General features: G+C 60.3%; 21 protein-coding genes. 18 read left to right on the top strand and 3 right to left on the bottom strand.

The features are described from left to right. Positions 1 to 15: 15 nt before the first annotated feature. From AB4N48_RS07765 to AB4N48_RS07680, 18 genes are all read left to right on the top strand, one after another. A complete protein-coding gene (locus tag AB4N48_RS07765; RefSeq protein WP_016775274.1) occupies positions 16 to 1,185 on the top strand; it encodes a ribosomal protein uL16 3-hydroxylase in 1,170 nt (389 codons plus the stop codon). Then, complete coding sequence (locus AB4N48_RS07760; protein WP_016775275.1) at positions 1,178 to 1,603, top strand: GNAT family N-acetyltransferase; 426 nt, start codon at positions 1,178 to 1,180, stop codon at positions 1,601 to 1,603. The genes AB4N48_RS07765 and AB4N48_RS07760 overlap by 8 nt, the downstream gene beginning before the upstream one ends. 287 nt (positions 1,604 to 1,890) lie before the next feature. After that, positions 1,891 to 2,652, top strand: coding sequence for a secretin N-terminal domain-containing protein (locus AB4N48_RS07755; RefSeq protein ID WP_024013416.1), 762 nt, complete (start codon positions 1,891 to 1,893; stop codon positions 2,650 to 2,652). A gap of 474 nt (positions 2,653 to 3,126) precedes the next feature. Further along, entirely contained in the window at positions 3,127 to 4,452 is a 1,326-nt protein-coding gene (gene aceA, locus AB4N48_RS07750) for an isocitrate lyase (RefSeq protein WP_003223815.1), read from the top strand. 646 nt (positions 4,453 to 5,098) lie between these two features. Continuing rightward, positions 5,099 to 5,512: an NADH-quinone oxidoreductase subunit A gene (locus tag AB4N48_RS07745; protein ID WP_003223812.1), complete on the top strand. Its 414-nt coding sequence runs from the start codon at positions 5,099 to 5,101 to the stop codon at positions 5,510 to 5,512. A gap of 10 nt (positions 5,513 to 5,522) precedes the next feature. Continuing rightward, positions 5,523 to 6,197, top strand: coding sequence for a NuoB/complex I 20 kDa subunit family protein (locus tag AB4N48_RS07740; RefSeq protein ID WP_460095087.1), 675 nt, complete (start codon positions 5,523 to 5,525; stop codon positions 6,195 to 6,197). A gap of 69 nt (positions 6,198 to 6,266) precedes the next feature. After that, the gene (gene nuoC, locus AB4N48_RS07735) at positions 6,267 to 8,051 is read left to right on the top strand and encodes an NADH-quinone oxidoreductase subunit C/D (protein WP_252884465.1); all 1,785 of its coding nucleotides are present in this window, start codon (positions 6,267 to 6,269) and stop codon (positions 8,049 to 8,051) included. 2 nt (positions 8,052 to 8,053) lie between these two features. Beyond that, on the top strand, positions 8,054 to 8,551 hold the full coding sequence (gene nuoE, locus AB4N48_RS07730; RefSeq protein WP_003223804.1) for an NADH-quinone oxidoreductase subunit NuoE: 498 nt from the start codon (positions 8,054 to 8,056) through the stop codon (positions 8,549 to 8,551). Further along, positions 8,548 to 9,903, top strand: a complete 1,356-nt coding sequence (gene nuoF / locus AB4N48_RS07725; RefSeq protein WP_024013417.1) for an NADH-quinone oxidoreductase subunit NuoF — start codon at positions 8,548 to 8,550, stop codon at positions 9,901 to 9,903. Before nuoE ends, nuoF begins: the two co-directional genes overlap by 4 nt. Before the next feature lie 136 nt (positions 9,904 to 10,039). Next, on the top strand, positions 10,040 to 12,754 hold the full coding sequence (gene nuoG, locus AB4N48_RS07720) for an NADH-quinone oxidoreductase subunit NuoG (protein WP_460095086.1): 2,715 nt from the start codon (positions 10,040 to 10,042) through the stop codon (positions 12,752 to 12,754). Continuing rightward, on the top strand, positions 12,751 to 13,758 hold the full coding sequence (nuoH, locus tag AB4N48_RS07715) for an NADH-quinone oxidoreductase subunit NuoH (protein WP_016775282.1): 1,008 nt from the start codon (positions 12,751 to 12,753) through the stop codon (positions 13,756 to 13,758). Before nuoG ends, nuoH begins: the two co-directional genes overlap by 4 nt. Before the next feature lie 11 nt (positions 13,759 to 13,769). After that, complete coding sequence (gene nuoI / locus AB4N48_RS07710) at positions 13,770 to 14,318, top strand: NADH-quinone oxidoreductase subunit NuoI (protein ID WP_016775283.1); 549 nt, start codon at positions 13,770 to 13,772, stop codon at positions 14,316 to 14,318. Between the two features lie 9 nt (positions 14,319 to 14,327). Beyond that, the gene (gene nuoJ, locus AB4N48_RS07705; RefSeq protein ID WP_007951462.1) at positions 14,328 to 14,828 is read left to right on the top strand and encodes an NADH-quinone oxidoreductase subunit J; all 501 of its coding nucleotides are present in this window, start codon (positions 14,328 to 14,330) and stop codon (positions 14,826 to 14,828) included. A 3-nt stretch (positions 14,829 to 14,831) separates the two neighbouring features. Next, positions 14,832 to 15,140: an NADH-quinone oxidoreductase subunit NuoK gene (gene nuoK / locus AB4N48_RS07700; RefSeq protein ID WP_003180046.1), complete on the top strand. Its 309-nt coding sequence runs from the start codon at positions 14,832 to 14,834 to the stop codon at positions 15,138 to 15,140. Continuing rightward, on the top strand, positions 15,137 to 16,990 hold the full coding sequence (gene nuoL / locus AB4N48_RS07695) for an NADH-quinone oxidoreductase subunit L (RefSeq protein WP_024013419.1): 1,854 nt from the start codon (positions 15,137 to 15,139) through the stop codon (positions 16,988 to 16,990). The genes nuoK and nuoL overlap by 4 nt, the downstream gene beginning before the upstream one ends. A gap of 39 nt (positions 16,991 to 17,029) precedes the next feature. Beyond that, on the top strand, positions 17,030 to 18,562 hold the full coding sequence (nuoM, locus tag AB4N48_RS07690; protein ID WP_016775285.1) for an NADH-quinone oxidoreductase subunit M: 1,533 nt from the start codon (positions 17,030 to 17,032) through the stop codon (positions 18,560 to 18,562). Between the two features lie 7 nt (positions 18,563 to 18,569). Beyond that, complete coding sequence (gene nuoN, locus AB4N48_RS07685; protein WP_024013420.1) at positions 18,570 to 20,033, top strand: NADH-quinone oxidoreductase subunit NuoN; 1,464 nt, start codon at positions 18,570 to 18,572, stop codon at positions 20,031 to 20,033. 131 nt (positions 20,034 to 20,164) lie between these two features. Continuing rightward, positions 20,165 to 20,422 carry a hypothetical protein gene (locus AB4N48_RS07680; protein WP_236168571.1) on the top strand — a complete coding sequence of 86 codons (258 nt, stop codon included), beginning with the start codon at positions 20,165 to 20,167 and terminating at the stop codon, positions 20,420 to 20,422. A gap of 267 nt (positions 20,423 to 20,689) precedes the next feature. On the opposite strand, the gene AB4N48_RS07675 is transcribed toward AB4N48_RS07680, so the two are convergent. From AB4N48_RS07675 to AB4N48_RS07665, 3 genes are read right to left on the bottom strand one after another with little or no spacing between them, the layout of a single operon-like run. Beyond that, positions 20,690 to 22,432 carry an ABC transporter substrate-binding protein gene (locus AB4N48_RS07675; protein ID WP_016775286.1) on the bottom strand — a complete coding sequence of 581 codons (1,743 nt, stop codon included), beginning with the start codon at positions 22,430 to 22,432 and terminating at the stop codon, positions 20,690 to 20,692. A 47-nt stretch (positions 22,433 to 22,479) separates the two neighbouring features. Continuing rightward, on the bottom strand, positions 22,480 to 22,752 hold the full coding sequence (locus tag AB4N48_RS07670) for a DUF2160 domain-containing protein (protein ID WP_038861868.1): 273 nt from the start codon (positions 22,750 to 22,752) through the stop codon (positions 22,480 to 22,482). 10 nt (positions 22,753 to 22,762) lie between these two features. After that, complete coding sequence (locus tag AB4N48_RS07665) at positions 22,763 to 23,563, bottom strand: carbohydrate ABC transporter permease (RefSeq protein WP_073471306.1); 801 nt, start codon at positions 23,561 to 23,563, stop codon at positions 22,763 to 22,765. Positions 23,564 to 23,566 lie beyond the last annotated feature (3 nt).

Below are 23,566 nucleotides of genomic sequence, written 5' to 3'. Positions count from 1 at the left end.
TTCAATAGGTTACATATGAATTCCGATATTCCTCTTCAACTTCTGGGCGGCCTCACAGCACGCGAATTCCTGCGTGACTACTGGCAGAAAAAACCGCTGCTGATCCGTCAGGCGATTCCTGACTTCGAAAGCCCGATCGACGCCGACGAACTGGCCGGCCTGGCCCTGGAAGAAGAAGTCGAATCGCGCCTGGTGATCGAACATGGCGAGCGCCCATGGGAACTGCGTCGCGGCCCGTTCGCCGAAGACGAGTTCAGCAAATTGCCAGAAAAAGAGTGGACCCTGCTGGTGCAAGCGGTTGATCAGTTCGTGCCGGAAGTCAGCGAACTGCTGGAAAACTTCCGCTTCCTGCCGAGCTGGCGCGTCGATGACGTGATGATCAGCTTTGCCGCACCGGGTGGCAGCGTCGGCCCGCATTTCGACAACTACGATGTGTTCCTGCTGCAGGGCCATGGCAAGCGCAACTGGAAAATCGGCCAGATGTGCGATTCCGAGAGCCCGCTCCTGCAGCACGCTGACCTGCGCATCCTCGCTGAATTCCACGAGACCGAAGAATGGGTGCTGGAGCCAGGCGACATGCTCTACCTGCCGCCGCGTCTGGCCCATTGCGGCGTCGCGGTCGACAACTGCATGACCTATTCGGTCGGTTTCCGCGCGCCGAGCGCCGCTGAAGTGCTGACCCACTTCACCGACTTCCTCAGCCAGTTCCTGACTGACGAAGAGCGCTACACCGATGCCGACGCCAAGCCGGCGGTCGATCCGCACCAGATTCAACACGATGCACTGGATCGTCTGAAAAGCCTGCTCGCCGAACACATGAGCGACGAGCGTCTGCTGCTGACTTGGTTCGGCCAGTACATGACCGAGCCGCGCTACCCCGAATTGGTGGTCGGCCCGGAAGACGTCGAAGAAGAAGACTTCCTCGCCGCCCTGCAGGACGGCGCCGTGCTGATCCGCAACCCGAGCGCGCGCCTGGCCTGGTCGGAAGTCGATGACGATCTGCTGCTGTTCGCCAGCGGACAGAGCCGTTACCTGCCGGGCAAGCTGCGCGAACTGTTGAAGCTGATCTGCGCCGCTGACGCGCTGCACGCCGACAACCTCGGCGAATGGCTGAGCGATGAAGACGGCCGCAGCCTGCTCTGCGAACTGGTCAAGCAAGGAAGCCTGGGGTTCGCCGATGAATAAAATTCGCGTTCGTGTCGCAGACTGGCAGAAGGATATCGCCGAGATCCGGCGCATTCGTGAAACGGTGTTCATCGCCGAACAATCGGTGCCACCCGAGCTTGAGTGGGACGCCGATGACGCGACCGCCGTGCATTTTCTGGCGTTCGAAGGCGACTTCCCGATCGGCACGGCGCGACTGCTGCCCGATGGGCATATCGGTCGGGTTTCGGTACTCAAAGACTGGCGCGGAATGAAGGTCGGTGACGCGCTGATGCAAGCGGTCATCGCCGAAGCCGAAGCGCGCGGCTTGAAGCAACAAAAGCTCAGCGCTCAGGTGCAGGCCACGGCGTTCTATGAGCGCCTGGGCTTCAGCCTGGTCAGCGAGGAGTTTCTCGAGGCCGGCATTCCGCATGTCGACATGGTTCGGCATTCGGCCTGATTCCGAGACCTCTAGATCCCCGTGGCGAGGGGATTTATCCCCGCTGGGCTGCGAAGCAGCCCCAAATCCAGAAAACTCGGTGAGTCAGTTAAATCGAGCGCGCTGGGTCGGCGACTGCTGTGCAGCCGAGCGGGGATAAATCCCCTCGCCACAATGGCCGCAAGCACACCACAAAACGCCCCGCCATTTTCGGATGCCGGGGCGTTTTGCTGTCTACGATTCAACTTGCCCCACCCCGGGCCGACAAACTGGCAATATCAAGCCTTTCGAACGCGGAGATAACGGACATGTCCCTACGCACCCTGCTCACCACCCTGCTGCTCGGCTGCAGTTTTTCGGTGCTGGCAGCCACAGAAATCGTCCCCCTCAAATACCACACCAGCGCTGATATGTTGCCAGTGGCGCAGGATTTCATCGGCCAGGACGGTCAGGTCAGCGCTTACGGCAATCAGCTGATCGTCAAAGCCGAGCCGGGCAAGATACAGGAACTGAAAGATCTGCTGGCGCAACTCGATACCGCACCGAAGCGCTTGCTGATCACCGTCGACACCAACGAAAACAATGGCCGCGGCGACGAAGGTTATTCGGTCAACGGCGCCCAGCCGAACCAGACCCGGATCATCAGCCGCAGCACCACCAGCCGCAACGGCGGCGTTCAGCAAGTGCAGACCAGTGAAGGCACTCCGGCGCTGATTCAGGTTGGCCAAAGCGTGCCGATCACCAACACCCAGAGCGACTCCTACGGCGGTTACAGCAGCGAGACCCAATACCGCAACGTCACCCAGGGTTTCTACGTCACCGCCAGCGTCACCGGCGAGACCGTTCATCTGGCGATCAGTACCAACCGTGACCGCATGAGCCAGGAACGTCCCGATGTAGTGAACGTGCAAAGCACCGACACAACCGTCACCGGACGCCTCGGCGAATGGATCACCCTGGCGGGCGTCAACAGCCAGACTCAGGCCGACAAACAGGGGCTGACCCGCAGCTACTCGACTCAAGGCCGGGATGACATGACCTTGCGGGTGAAAGTCGACACACTGGACTAAAGCACCGAAAACTGACTGATTAGTCGTATTAGACGAAAGATGTAGTGCCTTAAAAAAAGCACTACAAAACGTTTGACGAGGCCAAAAAGCGAAGGCATGATGGCCTCGCTCCCGCTAATCAGAGGCCCTGGCAAGGGCCTTCGAAGCGCCGTTCGCACCTATCCCGCGAACCGTTTCGTGTCTGTACCGCCCACAAGGTGTGTTTGACGAGGTTGCCGACTGGAACGAAGTTGTCCCGAGGGACGGAAGCGTATTTAGGTAACCCGGCTTCACGCTGCTGACCGTATAAAGGCCCACGACGCCGGAATGCGCCCGCACCGCGCCACTACCTGCTCACTTCCCCTCGAGCCCATCGTTCATCCCGTCGCCTACCCCGCCGAATCCGACTTGACCACCTAAGCTTCTGGTCAGCGAGCGCAGGAATTTTCCACCGCAGAACAACTTTTCATAAAAGACGCGACGAGGTTTATCTCCATGGCACTGACACGCGAACAGCAAATTGCAGCCCTCGAAAAAGACTGGGCCGAGAACCCGCGCTGGAAAGGCGTGACTCGCACTTACTCCGCTGCCGACGTGGTCCGCCTGCGTGGCTCGGTTCAGCCTGAGCACACCTTCGCGAAGATGGGCGCCGAGAAGCTGTGGAACCTGGTTACCCAGGGTGCCAAGCCGTCCTTCCGTCCAGAGAAAGATTTCGTCAACTGCATGGGCGCCCTGACCGGCGGCCAGGCTGTTCAGCAGGTCAAGGCCGGTATCCAGGCGATCTACCTGTCCGGCTGGCAGGTGGCTGCGGACAACAACTCCGCCGAATCGATGTACCCGGATCAGTCGCTGTACCCGGTTGACTCGGTACCGACCGTGGTCAAGCGCATCAACAACTCGTTCCGTCGCGCTGACCAGATCCAGTGGAAGGCCGGCAAGAATCCGGGCGATGAAGGCTACATCGACTACTTCGCGCCAATCGTGGCCGACGCTGAAGCCGGCTTCGGCGGCGTACTCAACGCCTACGAGCTGATGAAGAGCATGATCGAAGCAGGCGCCGCCGGCGTTCACTTCGAAGACCAACTGGCTTCGGTGAAGAAGTGCGGCCACATGGGCGGCAAGGTTCTGGTGCCAACCCAGGAAGCCGTACAGAAGCTGACCGCTGCCCGTCTGGCAGCTGACGTTGCCGGCACGCCGACCATCATTCTGGCCCGCACCGACGCCAACGCGGCTGACCTGCTGACTTCCGACTGCGACCCGTACGATCAGCCATTCGTGACCGGCGAGCGTACTCAGGAAGGTTTCTACAAGGTACGTGCCGGCCTGGATCAAGCGATCGCCCGTGGCCTGGCTTACGCACCGTACGCCGACCTGATCTGGTGCGAAACCGCCAAGCCGGATCTGGAAGAAGCCCGTCGCTTCGCTGAAGCGATCAAAAAGGAATACCCGGACCAGCTGCTGTCGTACAACTGCTCGCCTTCCTTCAACTGGAAGAAGAACCTGGACGACGCGACCATCGCCAAGTTCCAGCGCGAACTGTCCGCCATGGGCTACAAGCACCAGTTCATCACCCTGGCCGGCATTCACAACATGTGGCACAGCATGTTCAACCTGGCGCACGACTACGCCCGCAACGACATGACCGCCTACGTGAAGCTGCAAGAGCAGGAATTCGCTGACGCCGCCAAGGGTTACACCTTCGTTGCGCACCAGCAGGAAGTGGGCACTGGCTACTTCGACGACATGACCACCGTGATCCAGGGCGGCTCGTCCTCGGTGACCGCGCTGACCGGTTCGACCGAAGAAGAACAGTTCCACTGATTCGGCTTCACCTGAGCAAACGGCCTTTGCGGATCGAATAAAAAGCTAACCGCAGAGCCGCAAGACTGACGCCCCGACTGGATCGGGGCGTTTTTTTGCCTGTTGGAATCTCAAAGCCCCCATAAATTTCCTGTGGGAGCGAGCCTGCTCGCGAAGGCGATAAGTCAGCTTGCACATCTGGAGGCTGATCCACCGCTTTCGCGAGCAGGCTCGCTCCCACAGGGCTACCGTCAGCCGAGAGATGGAACATTGATCTGAAGCGCTACAAGCGTCAGAAATTTCCGCTAAAACGGTAGGCTTCGCTACTTGCAGTAATGCGCAAGTAAGACAACTTCCCAGCCACTCACTGGTTAAACAGTTACAAAACCACTCCAAACGATATCAATTATCATTTAGCAGCAACTATGTTCGTTACAAAGCCTACAAAACATAATTGACGGAAACCCGGCTAATGCCCGCAACGCATGGGCCGCAGCGCCTTCAGGAGACGCTATGTCCTTAATCCGGTAAATAATTTCGCCTTTGGAATTTTACTTGCCGGGTGTTTAGCCATAAAATCAGCCCGATTGATTGCTGCGACATATCGTCACTGCCTTATTTCTTTATCAAGCTCAGAGACCTTTGCTCTCTGTTAAGGATTACCAGCATGCCCGAAGCGACAGGACTCATGGCCCACAACTGGGGCTTTGCCATTTTCCTTCTGGGTGTCGTCGGCCTGTGTGCCTTCATGCTTGGCGTCTCCAGCCTCCTCGGGTCAAAAGCCTGGGGTCGCAGCAAAAACGAACCGTTCGAGTCGGGCATGCTACCTACCGGTGGCGCCCGCTTGCGGCTCTCAGCCAAATTCTATCTGGTCGCGATGCTCTTCGTGATCTTCGATATCGAAGCCCTCTTTCTCTTTGCATGGTCTGTGTCCGTCCGCGAAAGCGGCTGGACCGGATTCGTCGAAGCTCTCGTTTTCATAGCAATTCTGTTGGCAGGTCTTGTCTACCTGTTCCGAGTGGGCGCCCTTGACTGGGCTCCGGAAGCTCGTCGCAAGCGGCAGGCGAAGCTGAAACAATGAGGCTTTGGCAATGCAATACAATCTCACCAGGATCGACCCCGATGCTCCTAACGAGCAGTATCCGATTGGCCAGCGGGAAACCGTTGCCGATCCGTTAGAAGATCAAGTCCACAAAAACATTTTCATGGGCAAGCTGGAAGACGTGCTGAGTGGCGCGGTCAACTGGGGACGTAAGAACTCCCTGTGGCCGTACAACTTCGGCCTGTCGTGCTGCTACGTGGAAATGACCACCGCCTTCACGGCGCCCCACGACATCGCGCGCTTTGGCGCCGAAGTCATCCGGGCCTCGCCGCGTCAGGCCGACTTCATGGTTATCGCCGGTACCTGCTTCATCAAGATGGCGCCGATCATTCAGCGTCTCTACGAGCAAATGCTCGAACCGAAATGGGTTATCTCCATGGGTTCGTGCGCCAACTCCGGCGGCATGTACGACATCTACTCCGTGGTTCAAGGGGTGGACAAGTTCCTGCCCGTGGACGTCTACGTACCTGGCTGCCCGCCCCGTCCGGAAGCATTTCTGCAAGGCTTGATGCTGTTGCAGGAATCGATTGGACAGGAGCGTCGTCCGCTTTCCTGGGTCGTTGGTGATCAAGGCGTGTATCGCGCCGACATGCCATCGCAGAAGGAACAGCGCCGCGAACAGCGAATCGCAATCACCAATCTGCGCAGCCCTGACGAAGTCTGATCCAGTTCTGTTCCAAGTAACGAGAAGCTGGCTTCATTCTTTACGTTGACCGAAAGCGAAAAAATAACCATGACTACAGGCAGTGCTCTGTACATCCCGCCTTACAAGGCAGACGACCAGGATGTGGTCGTCGAACTGAACAACCGTTTTGGCGCCGAAGCGTTCACCGCGCAGGCAACCCGCACCGGCATGCCGGTGCTGTGGGTGACCCGTGCCAAACTGGTTGAAGTCCTGACTTTCCTGCGCAACCTGCCCAAGCCGTACGTCATGCTCTATGACCTGCACGGCGTGGACGAGCGTCTGCGCACCAAGCGTCAAGGGCTGCCGACCGGCGCCGATTTCACCGTGTTCTATCACCTCATGTCGCTGGAGCGTAATAGTGACGTGATGATCAAGGTGGCCTTGTCCGAAGGCGACCTCAGCATGCCTTCCGTCACCAGCATCTGGCCCAACGCCAACTGGTACGAGCGCGAAGTCTGGGACATGTTCGGCATCGACTTCAAAGGCCACCCGCACCTGTCGCGCATCATGATGCCGCCGACCTGGGAAGGTCACCCGCTGCGCAAGGACTTCCCGGCGCGCGCCACCGAATTCGATCCGTTCAGCCTCAACCTCGCCAAGCAGCAGCTTGAGGAAGAAGCCGCGCGTTTCCGTCCGGAAGACTGGGGCATGAAGCGTTCCGGAGCCAACGAGGACTACATGTTCCTCAACCTCGGCCCGAACCACCCTTCGGCGCACGGTGCGTTCCGCATCATCCTGCAGCTGGACGGTGAAGAGATCGTCGACTGCGTCCCGGACATCGGATACCACCACCGTGGCGCCGAGAAGATGGGCGAGCGTCAGTCCTGGCACAGCTACATTCCGTACACCGACCGTATCGACTACCTCGGCGGCGTGATGAACAACCTGCCGTACGTGCTCTCGGTCGAGAAGCTCGCCGGCATCAAGGTGCCGCAGAAGGTCGATGTCATCCGCATCATGATGGCCGAATTCTTCCGGATCACCAGTCACCTGCTGTTCCTGGGTACCTACATCCAGGACGTCGGCGCCATGACCCCGGTGTTCTTCACTTTCACCGACCGCCAGAAGGCGTACACGGTGATCGAGGCGATCACCGGTTTCCGTCTGCACCCGGCCTGGTACCGCATCGGTGGCGTCGCCCACGACCTGCCGCGCGGCTGGGAAAAACTGGTCAAGGATTTCGTCGAGTGGATGCCCAAGCGTCTGGACGAATACACCAAGGCCGCCCTGCAGAACAGCATCCTCAAGGGGCGTACTGTCGGCGTCGCTGCCTACAACACCAAAGAGGCCCTGGAATGGGGCGTCACCGGTGCCGGCCTGCGTTCGACCGGTTGCGATTTCGACCTGCGCAAAGCGCGTCCGTACTCGGGCTACGAGAACTTCGAATTCGAAGTGCCACTGGCCGTCAACGGCGATGCCTATGACCGCTGCATGGTCCGCGTCGAAGAGATGCGCCAGAGCATCAAGATCATCGATCAATGCATGCGCAACATGCCGGAAGGCCCGTACAAGGCGGATCACCCGCTGACCACGCCGCCGCCGAAAGAGCGCACGCTGCAGCACATCGAAACCCTGATCACGCACTTCCTGCAGGTTTCGTGGGGCCCGGTCATGCCGGCCAACGAATCCTTCCAGATGATCGAAGCGACCAAGGGCATCAACAGTTATTACCTGACGAGCGACGGCGGCACCATGAGCTACCGTACCCGGATCCGTACTCCGAGCTTCCCGCACCTGCAACAGATCCCTTCGGTGATCAAAGGCAGCATGGTCGCGGACTTGATTGCGTACCTGGGTAGTATCGACTTCGTTATGGCCGACGTGGACCGCTAAGCATGAACAGCACGCTTATCCAGACAGACCGTTTCACCTTGAGTGAAACCGAGCGCTCGGCCATCGAGCACGAGCTGCATCACTACGAAGACCCGCGCGCGGCGTCGATCGAAGCCCTGAAGATCGTTCAGAAGGAACGCGGCTGGGTGCCGGATGGCGCCTTGTACGCGATCGGCGAGATCCTCGGCATCCCGGCCAGCGACGTTGAAGGCGTGGCGACGTTCTACAGCCAGATCTTCCGTCAGCCGGTCGGCCGCCACATCATTCGCGTCTGCGACAGCATGGTCTGCTACATCGGCGGCCACGAGTCGGTGGTCAGCGAAATCCAGAACAATCTGGGCATCGGCTTGGGTCAGACCACCGCCGACGGTCGTTTCACCCTGCTGCCTGTCTGCTGCCTCGGCAACTGCGACAAGGCACCGGCGCTGATGATCGACGACGACACCTTTGGCGACGTGCAGCCTGCTGGCGTGGCCAAACTGCTCGAGGGCTACGTATGACCCTGACATCTTTTGGTCCAGCCAACCGCATCCAGCGCTCGGCCGAGACGCACCCGCTGACCTGGCGTCTGCGCGATGACGGCGAAGCCGTGTGGCTCGACGAGTACCAGGCCAAGAACGGTTACGCCGCTGCGCGCAAAGCCTTCGCCGAGATGGATCAGGACGCGATCGTCCAGACCGTCAAAGACGCTGGCCTCAAGGGTCGCGGCGGTGCCGGCTTCCCCACTGGTGTGAAGTGGGGCCTGATGCCCAAGGACGAATCCATAAACATCCGCTACCTGCTGTGCAACGCGGATGAAATGGAGCCGAACACCTGGAAAGACCGCATGCTGATGGAGCAACTGCCCCATCTGCTGATCGAAGGCATGCTGATCAGTGCCCGCGCGCTGAAAACCTACCGTGGCTACATCTTCCTGCGCGGCGAATACACTACCGCCGCCAAGCACCTCAACCGTGCCGTGGAAGAAGCCAAGGCGGCCGGCCTGCTGGGCAAGAACATTCTCGGTTCGGGTTTCGATTTCGAGCTGTTCGTCCACACCGGTGCCGGGCGTTACATCTGCGGTGAAGAAACCGCGCTGATCAACTCCCTCGAAGGCCGCCGCGCCAACCCGCGCTCCAAGCCGCCCTTCCCTGCCGCCGTCGGCGTGTGGGGCAAGCCGACCTGTGTGAACAACGTCGAAACCCTGTGCAACGTGCCGGCGATCATTGCCGACGGCGTTGACTGGTACAAATCGTTGGCCCGCGAAGGTTCCGAAGACATGGGCACCAAGCTCATGGGCTTCTCCGGCAAGGTCAAGAACCCGGGCCTGTGGGAACTGCCATTCGGCGTCACCGGTCGTGAACTGTTCGAAGATTACGCCGGCGGCATGCGCGACGGCTTCAAGCTCAAGGCCTGGCAGCCAGGCGGCGCCGGTACCGGTTTCCTCCTGCCCGAGCACCTCGACGCACAAATGTATGCCGGCGGTATCGCCAAGGTCGGCACCCGGATGGGTACCGGTCTGGCGATGGCGGTGGATGACAGCGTCAACATGGTCTCGCTGCTGCGCAACATGGAGCAGTTCTTCGCTCGCGAATCCTGCGGTTTCTGCACCCCGTGCCGCGATGGTCTGCCATGGAGCGTCAAGCTCCTGATGGCCATCGAACAGGGCAAGGGCCAGCCGGGCGACATCGAGACCCTGTTGGGCCTGGTCGGTTTCCTCGGCCCGGGCAAGACCTTCTGTGCTCACGCACCGGGAGCCGTGGAGCCGCTGGGCAGCGCGATCAAATACTTCCGTCCAGAGTTCGAAGCCGGTATCGCGCCTGTCAGCGCCGCCGTCCCGCCTCTGGCAAGGCCGATCGTAGTCGGCGCTTAAACGCTTAAAAAGGCGAAGGGTCCGTGCCCTTCGCCTTTCGTCCGATGACGCCCTCCGGGGCTGTTTGGATTCGGACGCATAACAAGATTCCATTAGCCACGCCCGCTGACACCGGGCCAACGAAGACCTTTGAACCATGGCCACTATCCACGTAGACGGCAAAGCGCTCGAAGTCGACGGGGCAGACAACCTGTTACAGGCATGTCTGTCGCTGGGCCTCGACATTCCATATTTCTGCTGGCATCCCGCGCTTGGTAGCGTCGGGGCCTGCCGCCAGTGCGCGGTCAAGCAGTACACCGACGAGAACGACACCCGTGGTCGCATCGTCATGTCCTGCATGACGCCCGCCACCGACAACACCTGGATCTCCATCGACGATGAAGAATCCAAGGCGTTCCGCGCCAGCGTTGTCGAATGGCTGATGACCAACCACCCGCACGACTGCCCGGTGTGCGAGGAAGGCGGTCACTGCCACCTGCAAGACATGACAGTGATGACCGGCCACAACGAGCGCCGTTATCGCTTCAGCAAACGCACCCACCAGAACCAGCAACTCGGCCCGTTCATTTCTCACGAAATGAACCGCTGCATCGCCTGCTACCGCTGCGTGCGTTTCTACAAGGACTACGCCGGCGGTACCGACCTCGGTGTATTCGGCGCCCACGACAACGTGTACTTCGGTCGCGTTGAAGACGGCACCCTCGAGAGCGAGTTCTCCGGCAACCTCACTGAGGTCTGCCCGACCGGCGTGTTCACCGACAAGACTCACTCCGAGCGCTACAACCGCAAGTGGGACATGCAGTTCGCCCCGAGCATCTGCCATGGCTGCTCGAGCGGTTGCAACATTTCCCCGGGCGAGCGTTACGGTGAACTGCGTCGCATCGAAAACCGTTTCAACGGTTCGGTGAACCAGTATTTCCTCTGCGACCGTGGCCGTTTCGGTTATGGCTACGTGAACCGCACTGACCGTCCACGTCAGCCGCTGCTGGCCGATGGCACCAAGCTCAGCCTCGACGCTGCGCTGGACAAAGCCGCCGACCTGCTGCGCGGACGCAACATCGTCGGTATCGGTTCGCCGCGCGCCAGCCTCGAGAGCAACTACGCGTTGCGCGAACTGGTCGGTGCCGAGCACTTCTATTCGGGTATCGAAGCCTCCGAGCTGGAGCGCATTCGTCTGGTCCTGCAGGTGCTGAACGACAGCCCGCTGCCAGTGCCGAACATGCGCGACATCGAAGACCACGACGCGATTTTCGTCCTCGGCGAAGACCTGACCCAGACCGCCGCGCGTATGGCGCTGGCTCTGCGTCAGTCGGTCAAGGGCAAGGCTGAAGACATGGCCGAAGCCATGCGCGTACAGCCTTGGCTCGACGCGGCGGTGAAGAACATCGGCCAGCACGCGCTGAACCCGCTGTTTATCGCCAGCCTCGCCGAAACCAAACTCGACGACGTTGCCGAAGAGTGCGTACACGCCGCTCCGGACGATCTGGCGCGCATCGGTTTCGCCGTGGCTCACGCGCTGGATGCCAGCGCGCCGGCCGTTGAAGGTCTGGACACCGAAGCCCTGGAACTGGCGCAGCGCATCGCCGATGCCCTGCTCGCCGCCAAGCGCCCGCTGATCATCGCCGGTACTTCGCTGGGCTCCAAAGCCTTGATCGAAGCTGCCGCGAACATCGCCAAAGCCCTGAAGCTGCGCGAGAAGGACGGTTCGATCAGCCTGATCGTGCCGGAGGCCAACAGCCTCGGTCTGGCCATGCTCGGTGGCGAGTCGGTCGACGACGCGCTGCAAGCGGTCATCGATGGCAAGGCCGACGCGATCGTCGTGCTGGAAAACGATCTGTACACCCGCACTGCCAACGCCAAGGTCGATGCCGCATTGAACGCCGCGAAAGTGGTGATCGTCGCTGACCATCAGAAAACCGCCACCACTGATCGCGCGCACCTGGTTCTGCCAGCGGCGAGCTTCGCCGAGGGCGACGGTACGCTGGTCAGCCAGGAAGGCCGCGCCCAGCGCTTCTTCCAGGTTTTCGATCCGCAATACCTGGACGCGAGCATTCTGGTGCACGAAGGCTGGCGCTGGCTGCACGCCCTGCGCGCGACCCTGCTGAACCAGCCGATCGACTGGACGCAACTCGACCACGTCACCGCTGCCGTTGCCTCGAGCACCGCGCAACTGGCACGTATCGTCGATGCTGCACCTTCCGCTGCTTTCCGCATCAAGGGTCTGAAACTGGCCCGTGAGCCGCTGCGTTACTCCGGTCGCACCGCCATGCGCGCCGACATCAGCGTTCACGAACCACGCACCCCGCAAGACCAGGACACCGCGTTCGCCTTCTCCATGGAAGGTTACTCGGGCTCCGCCGAACCGCGTCAGCAGGTGCCATTTGCATGGTCGCCGGGCTGGAACTCGCCACAAGCGTGGAACAAGTTCCAGGACGAAGTCGGTGGTCACCTGCGCGCTGGCGATCCGGGCACGCGCCTGATCGAAAGCACTGGCGACTCGCTGAACTGGTTCGCTGCTGCTCCGCGCGCATTCAATCCGGCGCCGGGCACCTGGCAGGCCGTGCCGTTCTACCACCTGTTCGGCAGCGAAGAAAATTCTTCGAAAGCCGCGCCGGTGCAAGAGCGCATTCCGGCTCCGTACGTGGCGCTGGCGAAATCCGAAGCGGATCGCCTCGGCGTCAACGACGGTGCTCTGCTGAGCCTGAACGTTGCCGGCCAGACCCTGCGTCTGCCGCTGCGCATCAATGAAGAACTGGGCGCCGGTCTGGTGGCATTGCCTGCGGGCATCGCCGGCATTCCACCGGCATTCGCCGGCGTATCCGTCGACGGTCTGCAGGAGGCAGCGCAATGACCTGGTTCACCCCTGAAGTGATCGATGTGATCCTGACGGTCATCAAAGCCATCGTGATCCTGCTGGCCGTGGTGGTCGCGGGCGCCTTGCTCAGCTTTGTCGAACGTCGCCTGCTGGGCTGGTGGCAGGACCGTTACGGTCCGAACCGCGTTGGCCCGTTCGGCATGTTCCAGATCGCCGCCGACATGCTGAAGATGTTCTTCAAGGAAGACTGGACCCCGCCGTTTGCCGACAAGGTGATCTTCACTTTGGCACCGGTGGTGGCCATGTCCGCCCTGCTGATCGCCTTCGCGATCATCCCGATCACCCCGACCTGGGGCGTGGCGGATCTGAACATCGGCCTGCTGTTCTTCTTCGCCATGGCCGGTCTGTCGGTGTATGCGGTGCTGTTCGCCGGCTGGTCGAGCAACAACAAGTTCGCCCTGCTCGGCAGCTTGCGTGCCTCGGCGCAGACCGTGTCCTACGAAGTGTTCATGGGCCTGGCCCTGATGGGCATCGTGGTGCAAGTCGGCTCGTTCAACATGCGCGACATCGTCGAGTACCAGGCGCAGAACCTGTGGTTCATCATTCCGCAGTTCTTCGGCTTCTGTACCTTCTTCATCGCTGGCGTCGCCGTGACTCACCGTCACCCGTTCGACCAGCCGGAAGCGGAACAGGAACTGGCCGACGGTTACCACATTGAATACGCCGGTATGAAATGGGGCATGTTCTTCGTCGGTGAGTACATCGGCATCATCCTGATCTCGGCGCTGCTGGTCACCCTGTTCTTCGGTGGCTGGCACGGTCCGTTCGGCATCCTGCCGCAACTGTCCTTCGTCTGGTTCGCACTGAAGACCGCGTTCTTCATCATGCTGTTCATCCTGCTGCGCGCTTCCATCCCGCGTCCGCGTTATGACCAGGTGATGGATTTCAGCTGGAAATTCTGCCTGCCACTGACCCTGATCAATTTGCTGGTGACCGCTGCGGTTGTGTTGATGAACACGCCTGCGGTTGCGGTTCAGTGAGGATTTGACCCATGTTCAAATATATTGGCGACATCGTTAAGGGTACCGGTACCCAGTTGCGCAGCCTGGTCATGGTTTTCGGCCATGGCTTTCGCAAGCGCGACACCCTGCAATACCCCGAGGAGCAGGTCTACCTGCCGCCACGCTACCGTGGCCGTATCGTCCTGACCCGCGACCCCGATGGCGAAGAACGCTGCGTAGCCTGCAACCTGTGCGCCGTGGCCTGCCCGGTGGGTTGCATCTCGCTGCAGAAAGCTGAAACCGAAGACGGTCGCTGGTACCCGGACTTCTTCCGGATCAACTTCTCGCGCTGCATTTTCTGCGGTCTCTGCGAGGAAGCCTGCCCGACCACCGCAATCCAGCTGACCCCGGATTTCGAGATGGCCGAGTTCAAACGTCAGGACCTGGTGTACGAGAAAGAAGATCTGCTGATCTCCGGCCCCGGCAAAAACCCTGATTACAACTTCTATCGTGTTGCAGGTATGGCAATCGCTGGCAAGCCGAAAGGCGCTGCGCAGAACGAAGCCGAACCGATCAACGTGAAGAGCTTGCTGCCTTAAGGAAGAACGATGGAATTCGCTTTCTATTTCGCATCGGGTATTGCTGTGGTGTCCACGCTGCGTGTGGTCACCAACACCAACCCTGTGCACGCCCTGCTCTACCTGATCATCTCGTTGATCGCCGTGGCCATGACCTTCTTCGCCCTCGGCGCGCCGTTCGCCGGTGTGCTGGAAGTGATCGCCTACGCCGGCGCCATCATGGTGCTGTTCGTGTTCGTGGTGATGATGCTCAACCTGGGTCCCGCCTCGGTGCAGCAGGAACGCACCTGGCTCAAGCCCGGCATCTGGGCAGGACCGGTAATTCTTGCCGCGCTGCTGCTGGCCGAACTGCTGTATGTGCTGTTCGCTCACCAGAGCGGCCAGGCCATCGGCCACACCACCGTAGACGCGAAAGCCGTGGGCATCAGCCTGTTCGGCCCGTACCTGCTGGTGGTCGAACTCGCCTCGATGCTGCTGCTCGCCGCAGCCGTCACGGCGTTCCATTTGGGCCGTAACGAGGCGAAGGAGTAAGACATGCCTGCTATCCCTCTCGAACATGGACTGGCCGTCGCCGGCATCCTGTTCTGCCTTGGTCTGGTCGGCCTGATGGTCCGCCGCAACATTTTGTTCGTGTTGATGAGTCTGGAAGTGATGATGAACGCCTCTGCCCTGGCCTTCATCGTTGCGGGCGCCCGCTGGGCGCAGCCGGATGGACAGATCATGTTCATCCTGGTGATCAGCCTTGCCGCAGCCGAGGCCAGTATTGGCCTGGCGATCCTGCTGCAACTGTATCGCCGCTTCCACACGCTCGATATCGACGCTGCCAGTGAGATGCGCGGATGAACCTACTCTTTCTGACTTTCGTATTCCCTCTGATCGGGTTCCTGTTGCTGTCGTTCTCGCGCGGCCGCTTCTCGGAAAACCTCTCGGCGCTGATCGGTGTCGGTTCGATCGGCCTGTCGGCCATCGTCACCGCTTACGTGATCTGGCAATTCAACGTCGCGCCGCCGGAAGGTGGCGTGTACACCCAGGTGCTGTGGCGCTGGATGTCGGTGGAAGGTTTCCAGCCGAACTTCGCGCTGTACCTGGATGGCCTGTCGGTGACCATGCTCGGCGTGGTCGTCGGCGTCGGCTTCCTGATCCACCTGTTCGCGTCCTGGTACATGCGTGGCGAAGACGGTTACTCGCGCTTCTTCTCGTACACCAACCTGTTCATCGCCAGCATGCTGTTCCTGATCCTCGGCGATAACCTGCTGTTCATCTACTTCGGTTGGGAAGGCGTGGGCCTGTGCTCGTACCTGTTGATCGGTTTCTACTACAGCAACCGCAACAACGGTAACGCGGCACTCAAGGCGTTCATCGTCACCCGCATCGGCGACGTGTTCATGGCCATCGGCCTGTTCATCCTGTTCCAGCAACTGGGCACGCTGAACGTCCAGGAACTGCTGGTACGTGCGCCGGAGCACTTCAAGGTCGGTGACTTCTGGATCGTTCTGGCAACCCTGATGCTGCTCGGTGGTGCTGTCGGTAAATCGGCGCAACTGCCGCTGCAAACCTGGCTCGCGGATGCGATGGCCGGCCCTACCCCGGTTTCGGCACTGATCCACGCCGCAACCATGGTGACCGCCGGTGTCTACCTGATCGCCCGTACCCACGGTCTGTTTGCGCTGGCGCCGGACATCCTGCACCTCGTCGGCATCGTCGGTGGCGTGACCCTGGTACTGGCCGGTTTCGCCGCGCTGGTGCAGACCGACATCAAACGTATCCTCGCCTACTCGACCATGAGCCAGATCGGCTACATGTTCCTGGCGCTGGGCGTTGGTGCCTGGGAAGGCGCGATCTTCCACCTGATGACTCACGCCTTCTTCAAGGCCCTGCTGTTCCTTGCTTCCGGTGCGGTGATCGTTGCCTGCCACCACGAGCAGAACATCTTCAAGATGGGCGGTCTGTGGAAGAAACTGCCACTGGCCTACGCCAGCTTCATCGTCGGTGGTGCCGCGCTGGCCGCTCTGCCACTGGTTACCGCAGGCTTCTACTCCAAGGACGAAATCCTCTGGGAAGCGTTCGCCAGCGGTAACCAGGGTCTGCTTTACGCAGGTCTGGTCGGTGCGTTCATGACGTCGCTGTATACCTTCCGCCTGATCTTCATCGCGTTCCACGGTGAAGCCAAGACCGAAGCCCACGCCGGCCACGGCATTGCCCACTGGCTGCCATTGTCGGTGCTGATCGTGCTGTCGACTTTCGTCGGCGCGATGATCGTGCCACCGCTGCACGGCGTACTGCCGCAAAGCGTCGGGCATGCCGGTGGCGAAGCCAAGCACAGTCTGGAAATCGCCTCGGGCGCCATCGCCCTGGCCGGTATCCTGCTGGCAGCGCTGCTGTTCCTCGGCAAGCGTCGCTTCGTCACGGCAATTGCCAACAGCGGCATCGGCCGTTTCCTTTCGGCCTGGTGGTTCGCTGCCTGGGGCTTCGACTGGATCTACGACAAACTGTTCGTCAAGCCGTACCTTGCGATCAGCCATGTACTGCGCAAAGACCCGCTCGACCAGACCATCGGTCTGATCCCGCGTATGGCCAAGGGTGGTCACACTGCCCTGAGCCGCACCGAGACCGGTCAACTGCGTTGGTACGCCGCCTCGATGGCTGCTGGTGCCGTGCTGGTGATCGGCGCCATCGTGCTGGTAGCGGTCTGATATGAACCTTGCGAATTTGCGAAAGGAAACGAGCCCGTCATGATTCTGCCTTGGCTAATCCTGATCCCCTTCATCGGCGGCCTGCTGTGCTGGATGGGTGAGCGCTTCGGCGCTACCCTCCCGCGCTGGATTGCGCTGTTGACCATGACCCTGGAACTCGCGCTCGGCCTCTGGCTGTGGGCCCACGGTGACTATTCATTCGCACCGGCGCCGGGCGCCGATCCGACCTGGGCGCTTGAGTTCAAGCATGTCTGGATCCAGCGTTTCGGCATCAACGTGCACCTGGCCCTCGACGGCCTGTCGCTGTTGATGATCCTGCTGACCGGTCTGCTGGGTATCCTCTCCGTACTCTGCTCGTGGAAAGAGATTCAACGTCACGTTGGCTTCTTCCACCTGAACCTGATGTGGATCCTGGGCGGCGTCGTCGGCGTGTTCCTCGCCCTCGACCTGTTCATGTTCTTCTTCTTCTGGGAAATGATGCTGGTGCCGATGTACTTCCTCATCGCGCTCTGGGGTCACAGTTCTTCGGACGGCAAGAAAACCCGGATCTACGCAGCGACCAAGTTCTTCATCTTCACTCAGGCGTCCGGCCTGATCATGCTGGTGGCGATCCTCGGTCTGGTGCTGGTCAACTTCAACAACACCGGCGTGATCACCTTCAACTACGCCGACCTGTTGAAAACCAAGATGTCGATGACCACCGAGTACATTCTGATGCTCGGTTTCTTCATCGCTTTCGCGGTCAAGCTGCCCGTCGTACCGTTCCACTCCTGGCTGCCTGATGCTCACGCCCAGGCACCGACTGCCGGTTCCGTCGACCTCGCCGGTATCCTGCTGAAAACTGCGGCCTACGGTCTGCTGCGTTTCGCCCTGCCGCTGTTCCCGAACGCTTCGGCGGAGTTCGCGCCGATCGCCATGACCCTCGGTCTGATCGGGATCTTCTACGGCGCGTTCCTGGCGTTCGCACAAACCGACATCAAGCGTCTGATTGCCTTCTCTTCCGTTTCCCACATGGGCTTCGTGTTGATCGGCATCTACTCCGGCAGCCAACTGGCGCTGCAAGGTGCAGTGATCCAGATGCTGGCGCACGGTCTGTCGGCAGCGGCGCTGTTTATCCTCAGCGGTCAGTTGTACGAGCGTCTGCATACCCGTGACATGCGTGAGATGGGCGGTCTGTGGTCGCGTATCGCTTACCTGCCGGCGATCAGCCTGTTCTTCGCGGCGGCGTCGCTGGGCTTGCCGGGCACCGGTAACTTTGTCGGCGAGTTCCTGATCCTGATCGGTTCCTTCGCCAGCGCTCCATGGGTCACGGCGATTGCCACTTCCGGTCTGGTGTTCGGTTCGGTCTACTCGCTGATCATGATTCACCGTGCCTACTTCGGCCCGTCGAAATCCGACGCGGTGCTGCACGGCATGGACGCGCGCGAACTGATCATGGTGCTCGGTCTGGCGGTGTTGCTGATTTACCTCGGCGTCTACCCGCAACCGTTCCTCGACACCTCTGCCGCCACCATGCATGGCGTGCAGCAGTGGCTCGGCACCGCCTTCTCTCAACTCGCTTCGGCCCGGTAAGAGCGCTATGGAATTCACGATTCAACACTTTATTGCGCTTGCGCCACTGTTGATCACCAGCCTCACCATTATCGTGGTGATGCTGGCAATCGCCTGGCGCCGCAACCACTCGCAGACCTTCCTGATTTCGGTGGCGGGTCTGAACCTGGCCCTGCTGTCGATCCTGCCTGCGTTGAAAGTCGCGCCTCTGGCCGTCACCCCGTTGCTGCAGATCGACGCGTTTGCCTGCCTGTACATGGCGATGATCCTGGTCGCCACGCTCGCCTGCGTCACCCTCGCCCACGCTTATCTGGGTGATGGCGGTTCGGGCTACCCGGGCAACCGCGAAGAACTGTACCTGCTGATCCTGATGGCCGCCGCCGGTGGTCTGGTTTTGGTCAGCGCGCAGCACCTGGCCGGGTTGTTCATCGGTCTGGAACTGCTCTCGGTACCGGTCTACGGTCTGGTGGCTTACGCCTTCTTCAACAAGCGTTCGCTGGAAGCCGGCATCAAGTACATGGTGCTGTCGGCCGCCGGTTCCGCGTTCCTGCTGTTCGGTATGGCGCTGCTCTACGCCGACGCCGGTTCGCTGAGCTTCGTCGGCATCGGTCAGGCCCTGGCCGCGACCGGCCTGCCAAGCCCGCTGGCGCAACTGGGCCTGGGCATGATGCTGATCGGTCTGGCGTTCAAGCTGTCGCTGGTACCGTTCCACCTGTGGACGCCCGACGTCTACGAAGGTGCTCCGGCACCAGTGGCGGCGTTCCTCGCCACCGCTTCGAAGGTCGCGGTGTTTGCGGTGATGGTGCGTCTGTTCCAGCTCTCCCCTGCTGCCAGCAGTGGTGTGCTGAGCGATGTGCTCAGCGTTATCGCGGTCGCCTCGATCCTGTTCGGTAACCTGCTGGCCCTGACCCAGAGCAACCTCAAGCGTCTGCTCGGTTACTCGTCCATCGCGCACTTCGGCTATCTGCTGATCGCACTGGTGGCGAGCAAGGGGCTGGCGGTAGAAGCCATCGGCGTCTATCTGGTGACTTATGTCATCACCAGCCTCGGCGCGTTCGGCGTGATCACCCTGATGTCCTCGCCGTACAACGGCCGCGACGCCGACGCCCTGTACGAGTACCGCGGCCTGTTCTGGCGCCGTCCGTATCTGACCGCCGTGCTCACCGTGATGATGCTGTCCCTGGCCGGCATTCCGCTGACCGCTGGCTTCATCGGCAAGTTCTACATCATCGCCAGCGGCGTCGAAACGCGTCAGTGGTGGCTGGTCGGCGCACTGGTACTGGGCAGCGCCATCGGCGTGTTCTACTACCTGCGCGTGATGGTCACCCTGTACCTGATCGAGCCAAACCTGCGTCGCCACGACGCCCAATTGCACTGGGAACAGAAGGCAGGCGGCGTAATGCTGCTGGCCATCGCCCTGGTCGCTTTCTTCCTGGGCGTGTACCCGCAGCCATTGCTGGTGCTGGTACAGCAGGCTGGTCTGGCGGGCTGATTGCTCGGCTGATCTGGCTGGAAATGGAAACGGCACCTTCGGGTGCCGTTTTTTGTGGGATTTAAGGCTGCGATCTTTTTGACCTTAAACGCTCTCTCCTTTTCAGGAATTTGCCTTCAAAGGAGTGAGCAATGGCTGATATAGCGCAGAAGGTAATTGCGGTTAAATTTGAGAATCACCTATCAAATGGAGATCCACGAACCATGAAGCGCAATATCATTTCAGAGTTGTCGGATGATTCAGGCACATTGACTGAGCAACGCCAAAGCGAAATAACCGAGGAGAAACCGCCGGTAAAACGTATTGGTTTAATGAAGGGCAGATACAAAACTTCCGATGACTTTGATGCACCACTGCCTGACGCCTTGCTGGACTCCTTCGAAAGCTAAAGCTACCGGTGGTTCCTTAATCCGTCATTTCTACAGATATCCCGCTTGGAGGTGAACCTGCCCGCAATGACGTCATGTCAGTTAAAAATGCGTCGGCTGACCCACCGCTTTCGCGAGCAGGCTCGCTCCCACAGGGACCTAAGGTGTCATCGGATGTTTTTGAGCAGACCTATCCATTGTGAGAGCGAGCCTGCTCGCGAAAGCGGCAGATCAGGCAGCAAAAAAAACGGCACCTTCCGGTGCCGTTCGCTTCTTACATTTCCAACATCACTTGCGCGCATCCGCCCAGGACTTCAGCAGTTCGCTATAGCTCACGGTTTCGCCCTTCGGCTTCTCGTTGGCCAGTTTCGGCTTCGGTGCGCCCGGTTGATCGAACCAGTATTGCGCATCGCGTTCCGGGTTCATCTTCGGCGCGCAAGTGGCCTGGGCCTTGGAGCGTTCGAGGCGTTCCATGATGCGGTCCTGATCCTTGGCCAGGCCATCGAGCGCTTGTTGTGGGGTCTTCTCGCCGCTGGCGGCTTCGGCGATATGGCTCCACCACAGTTGCGCCAGACGCGGGTAGTCCGGCACGTTGGTGCCGGTCGGCGACCATTGCACGCGGGCCGGGCTGCGATAGAACTCGACCAGACCACCGAGTTTCGGCGCCAGATCGGTCATCGCCTGCGAGTTGATGTCCGACTCGCGAATAGGTGTCAGACCGACAATGGTTTTCTTCAGCGAAACAGTTTTCGAGGTCACGAACTGCGCGTACAGCCACGCCGCGAGTTTCTGTTTCTCAGGCGTGGATTTCATGAACGTCCACGACCCCACATCCTGGTAGCCGAGCTTCATACCCTCTTCCCAATACGGGCCTTTAGGCGACGGCGCCATGCGCCATTTCGGCGTGCCGTCGGCGTTGACCACCGGCAGGCCGGGTTTGGTCATGTCGGCGGTGAACGCGGTGTACCAGAAAATCTGCTGGGCGATGTTGCCCTGCGAGGGCACCGGGCCGGACTCGGAGAAAGTCATGCCGGCCGCTTCCGGTGGCGCATATTTCTTCAGCCAGTCGACGTATTTGGTGGTGGCAAACACGGCCGCCGGGCCGTTGGTGTCGCCGCCACGGGTCACGCTTGAACCGACGGGATGACAGTCCTCGACGCGGATCCCCCACTCGTCCACCGGCAAGCCGTTGGGCAGTCCCTTGTCGCCGCCACCGGCCATGGAGAACCAGGCATCGGTGAAGCGCCAGCCCAGCGACGGGTCTTTCTTGCCGTAATCCATGTGGCCGTAGACGCGTTTGCCGTCGATTTCCTTGACGTCTTCGCTGAAGAATTTGGCGATGTCTTCATAGGCCGACCAGTTCACCGGCACGCCCAGCTCGTAACCGTACTTCTCCTTGAACTTGGCTTTCAGATCGGCGCGCTCGAACCAGTCGGCGCGGAACCAGTACAGGTTGGCGAATTGCTGGTCGGGCAGTTGATAGATCTTGCCGTCCGGTGCGGTGGTGAAGGAGATGCCGATGAAGTCCTTGATGTCGAGGGTCGGCGAAGTGAAGTTCTTGCCTTCGTTGGCCATCAGGTCGGTGATCGATTCGGTCTTGCCGTAGCGAAAGTGCGTGCCGATCAGGTCGGAGTCGTTGACCCAGCCGTCGTAGATGTTCTTGTCCGACTGCATCACCGTCTGCATTTTCTCGACCACGTCGCCTTCCTGCAGCAGGTCGTGGGTGAGTTTGATCCCGGTGATTTCGCTGAAGGCCTTGGCCAGCACCTTGGACTCGTATTCGTGGGTGGTCAGGGTTTCGGAAACGACCTTGATGTCCATGCCGCGAAACGGCTCGGCGGCCTTGATGAACCACTTCAGTTCTTCAAGCTGCTGTTCGGCCGTCAGGGTCGAGGGCTTGAACTCGCTGCCGATCCATTTTTTCGCAGCATCTTCGTAGGCGTCGGCCCAGGCAGATGCGCTCAGACCGCTGAGTGCCAGCATGGCTGCCAATGAAATGCTATGTCGCAGCTTATTGTTTTTATCGAACATAGAGACCTCCTGTTTAAGTTGTGGAGCCGCGTTGCCGAACGATTCGACTAGCCCCAACGCATCACAGCCAACAGCCACACCAGGGACAACGCGGACGCCACCCAGATGCTCCAGTCGGTGACGCCGATTACCAGCAAATGCAGGTAGGCGCTGCCGAGAAGACCGATAAACAAGCGATCGCCACGGGTGGTGGCAATCGGCAGAAACCCGCGCCGCAGAATGCTCGGCGAGCGCAATTCCCAGGTGGTCATGCCCACCAGAATCAGACCGATGCCGATGAAGAACGCGGCGGTCGGTGTCGTCCAGCTCATCCATTCCATCATCAGCTCCTCAGACTCGACCGAGGGCAAAGCCCTTGGCCACGTGGTTGCGCACAAACCAGATCACCAGCATGCCCGGCAGGATGGTCAATACCCCCGCCGCTGCCAGCACGCCCCAATCGATCCCCGATGCCGACACCGTGCGCGTCATCACTGCCGCAATCGGCTTGGCGTTAACCGAGGTCAGCGTGCGCGCCAGCAACAGTTCGACCCAGGAAAACATGAAGCAGAAAAACGCCGTGACGCCGATACCGGAGCCGATCAACGGGATGAAAATCTTCACGAAGAACTTAGGGAAACTGTAGCCGTCGATGTAGGCCGTTTCGTCGATCTCCTTGGGCACGCCGGACATGAAACCTTCGAGAATCCACACCGCCAGCGGCACGTTGAACAAGCAGTGCGCCAAGGCCACGGCGATGTGCGTGTCGAACAGGCCGATCGACGAATACAACTGAAAGAACGGCAGCAAAAACACCGCCGGCGGCGCCATGCGATTGGTCAGCAGCCAGAAGAACAGGTGTTTGTCGCCGAGGAAACGATAGCGTGAAAACGCGTAAGCCGCCGGTAACGCCACGCTCAGGGAAATCACCGTGTTGAGGCTGACGTAATACAGCGAGTTCAGATAACCGGTGTACCAACTCGGATCGGTGAAGATCACCTTGTAGTTCGCCAGCGTGAATTCCTGTGGGAAAAGCGTCAGGCCGCCGAGGATTTCGGTGTTGCTCTTGAACGACATGTTCAGCAGCCAGTAGATCGGCACCAGCAGGAACAGGATGTAGACCAGCAACGGAATAAGCTTTTTCTTGCTCATGGC

This window comes from Pseudomonas sp. S2_C11 (assembly GCF_054668395.1).
Note: the sequence above shows the minus strand (reverse complement) of the source record. Positions and strands in the feature narration are given on the sequence as shown.

Excerpts from the sequence above, each read along its gene's own strand:
- AB4N48_RS07765 (WP_016775274.1), top strand. The coding sequence starts at position 16 with ATGAATTCCGATATTCCTCTTCAACTTCTGGGCGGCCTCACAGCACGC.
- AB4N48_RS07760 (WP_016775275.1), top strand. The coding sequence starts at position 1,178 with ATGAATAAAATTCGCGTTCGTGTCGCAGACTGGCAGAAGGATATCGCC.
- AB4N48_RS07755 (WP_024013416.1), top strand. The coding sequence starts at position 1,891 with ATGTCCCTACGCACCCTGCTCACCACCCTGCTGCTCGGCTGCAGTTTT.
- aceA (WP_003223815.1), top strand. The coding sequence starts at position 3,127 with ATGGCACTGACACGCGAACAGCAAATTGCAGCCCTCGAAAAAGACTGG.
- AB4N48_RS07745 (WP_003223812.1), top strand. The coding sequence starts at position 5,099 with ATGCCCGAAGCGACAGGACTCATGGCCCACAACTGGGGCTTTGCCATT.
- AB4N48_RS07740 (WP_460095087.1), top strand. The coding sequence starts at position 5,523 with ATGCAATACAATCTCACCAGGATCGACCCCGATGCTCCTAACGAGCAG.
- nuoC (WP_252884465.1), top strand. The coding sequence starts at position 6,267 with ATGACTACAGGCAGTGCTCTGTACATCCCGCCTTACAAGGCAGACGAC.
- nuoE (WP_003223804.1), top strand. The coding sequence starts at position 8,054 with ATGAACAGCACGCTTATCCAGACAGACCGTTTCACCTTGAGTGAAACC.
- nuoF (WP_024013417.1), top strand. The coding sequence starts at position 8,548 with ATGACCCTGACATCTTTTGGTCCAGCCAACCGCATCCAGCGCTCGGCC.
- nuoG (WP_460095086.1), top strand. The coding sequence starts at position 10,040 with ATGGCCACTATCCACGTAGACGGCAAAGCGCTCGAAGTCGACGGGGCA.
- nuoH (WP_016775282.1), top strand. The coding sequence starts at position 12,751 with ATGACCTGGTTCACCCCTGAAGTGATCGATGTGATCCTGACGGTCATC.
- nuoI (WP_016775283.1), top strand. The coding sequence starts at position 13,770 with ATGTTCAAATATATTGGCGACATCGTTAAGGGTACCGGTACCCAGTTG.
- nuoJ (WP_007951462.1), top strand. The coding sequence starts at position 14,328 with ATGGAATTCGCTTTCTATTTCGCATCGGGTATTGCTGTGGTGTCCACG.
- nuoK (WP_003180046.1), top strand. The coding sequence starts at position 14,832 with ATGCCTGCTATCCCTCTCGAACATGGACTGGCCGTCGCCGGCATCCTG.
- nuoL (WP_024013419.1), top strand. The coding sequence starts at position 15,137 with ATGAACCTACTCTTTCTGACTTTCGTATTCCCTCTGATCGGGTTCCTG.
- nuoM (WP_016775285.1), top strand. The coding sequence starts at position 17,030 with ATGATTCTGCCTTGGCTAATCCTGATCCCCTTCATCGGCGGCCTGCTG.
- nuoN (WP_024013420.1), top strand. The coding sequence starts at position 18,570 with ATGGAATTCACGATTCAACACTTTATTGCGCTTGCGCCACTGTTGATC.
- AB4N48_RS07680 (WP_236168571.1), top strand. The coding sequence starts at position 20,165 with ATGGCTGATATAGCGCAGAAGGTAATTGCGGTTAAATTTGAGAATCAC.
- AB4N48_RS07675 (WP_016775286.1), bottom strand. The coding sequence starts at position 22,432 with ATGTTCGATAAAAACAATAAGCTGCGACATAGCATTTCATTGGCAGCC.
- AB4N48_RS07670 (WP_038861868.1), bottom strand. The coding sequence starts at position 22,752 with ATGGAATGGATGAGCTGGACGACACCGACCGCCGCGTTCTTCATCGGC.
- AB4N48_RS07665 (WP_073471306.1), bottom strand. The coding sequence starts at position 23,563 with ATGAGCAAGAAAAAGCTTATTCCGTTGCTGGTCTACATCCTGTTCCTG.